Source organism: Lactobacillus sp., assembly GCF_051873315.1.
In the GTDB taxonomy this organism is placed as follows: Bacteria; Bacillota; Bacilli; order Lactobacillales; family Lactobacillaceae; genus Lactobacillus.
In genome coordinates, this window is the sequence record NZ_JBJEES010000096.1 from 1 (window position 1) to 2,034 (window position 2,034).

General features: G+C 47.6%; 3 protein-coding genes. All 3 read right to left on the reverse strand.

The features are described 5' to 3' along the window. On the reverse strand, positions 1–706 hold a 706-nt coding region (locus ACI32D_RS05795; protein ID WP_439775660.1), incomplete at its 3' end, for an exonuclease domain-containing protein. A 27-nt stretch (positions 707–733) separates the two neighbouring features. Next, a complete protein-coding gene (locus tag ACI32D_RS05800) occupies positions 734–1,126 on the reverse strand; it encodes a DUF4256 domain-containing protein (protein WP_439775661.1) in 393 nt (130 codons plus the stop codon). A 242-nt stretch (positions 1,127–1,368) separates the two neighbouring features. Continuing rightward, positions 1,369–2,034 (reverse strand): hypothetical protein (locus tag ACI32D_RS05805; protein WP_439775662.1); only part of this gene is annotated, 666 nt, incomplete at its 5' end.

Consider the following 2,034-nt stretch of genomic DNA (forward strand, 5'->3'; position numbering starts at 1 on the left):
TAACATGATCCAGCTCGCCCTTCAGCAAGTAGTCAGTCACGCCGGACACCGAACCGGTCACCTTGCCGCCATGACTTTGAATCAAGCTGGTCAGCTCATATCTGGTTGCCTGGCGAAACTGACCTGTAATCACAAAACGCTGGCCAGCCAGGCGAGAGTCAACCTGCTTGGGGGTAAAATCGATTATCTCCGTGGCCTTAGCTAAATCGCCATCGCGGAGCTTCTGGTAAACGATATTGTTGGTGATACAGTCGCTAATCGCAATGTGGGAGTTGATCTTAATCCCGTAGTATTCCTTTAGAGTCGACAGTCTGACGTTGGGGAGAGGATCTAGAAACAGGCCCCTCTTTTTGTAACTATTGGCCAAAAGCAAGGTATCCAGTTTTGGATTAGCCAGCGGATATCCGTTGTCAGCCAAAATGTGACAGTCAAAACTAAGTATATTGTGGCCAACCAAAGTATCGTCGCCGATAAAGTCCAGAAAGTCTGGCATAACTTCATCAATCAATGGGGCAGCATCTGTTTGATAATTGCTGATGCCAGTCAGATGAGAGACATATTCATTGATTTTCTCCATGGGATTAACGTAAGTCGAGAACTTCGCCACGGTCTGGTCATCTCTGACCTTTAAGGCACCAATTTGGATGACCTTTTTACCGGTAGTTTCCAAGTCAAAAACCGTGTAGTCATGCAGTTTAGGATTCATCTTGCTACTTCTTTCTGAAAAAATCTCCTACAAGACCAACTTGGCCCTAAAGCCTCGGACCTTGTAGTAAGAGTCCGCCCCGTTGTGGTAGACAAAGACCGCCCCGTAGCGCTTTTCCGCAAAAAGTGCTCCTCCTTTTTCCCTGATTTCAGCAGGCGTCTTGATCCAGCAGCTGGTCTTCATATCAAAATCGCCAAGTGCCTGGAGCTGGCGATAATCTGCTTCATCCATCAAGGCCAAGCCATGTTCTGCCAGCATCTCTTCAGCGCTAGTTTCTGGCGGGAACTTCTTTCTCTTAAGCCGGGCTTCTTTGTCGTAGCAAACACTCCGCCGACCAGCTGGCTCTTCTTTAGCGCAGTCAACAATGGCTAAACCGCTGTCTAAAGCAACAACATCAGGTTCGCCGCCGCTTTCTTCCATCCAGGCAAGCGCTGCTGTCTTATCAGAATCCAGCTTACAAAAAAACTTCATCCCAAGTAAGGCCTGGGTGCCGGTCCATATTAGCTAAGAATCTCTCTTTAAATTCGTCCATTTTTCACCTCAAACTAGCTCTTCTCCAGCAATCCAAAATGTTTAATCTACAAATATTATAACCAGTTCGGCATCCCCCAGGCAAAAATCGCCGCAAAAAAGCGGTCAGCTTACGCCAACCGCAAATTTGCCTAATCTAAGCTTCTTCCTGCCGCTTCAATCCAGTTGCCGAATTCAATTGCCAGATGAATCTTATGTCCTTCAACAATTTTCTTGGGCATCATCGAAGGAAAATTGATCTGCAGCTTTCCCTCCATCCCTCCTGGTATGTCTTTAAATTGGTGTAAGGCACCGCCAATTGCTTTGCCGGAATCATTTATGGCTGCCCCGGCGATCAGCCAAGGGTATTCTGGGTCAGCTTTTTTCAAAACATCATCATTGTTGGCAAAATCAATCACAGCTCTGGAAACAAAAGGTGAGCCGCCATATCTCTCATAGACCAGCTGCTTGCCGGAAGGGGACGTGTCAATTAAATAGTGGTCGGGATGTGCGGCTAGCATTGCCTTTTCATCATTGGCCGCGTTTACTGCTTCAAACCACTCCACGAATTCTTTGGCAGAAATGCCTTGAGCTCTCAATTCCAGGCAGCAGGGTTTGGCTGGCCCGTGGCTGGCTAAAAGCAGGATTTTCTCCATCCGCTTTGATCTGGCCACGTCACGCCTGCACAATTCTACAATTTTCTGATGACCCAATTCCAACTTCCGGGATAAAAGCAACCGCCGCATCTCTGCCAAATCGCCCTCTGGACTTATTCCCAAAAACTCTAAAGATTTCCTGGCCCGCTTGGCTTCTTCCCG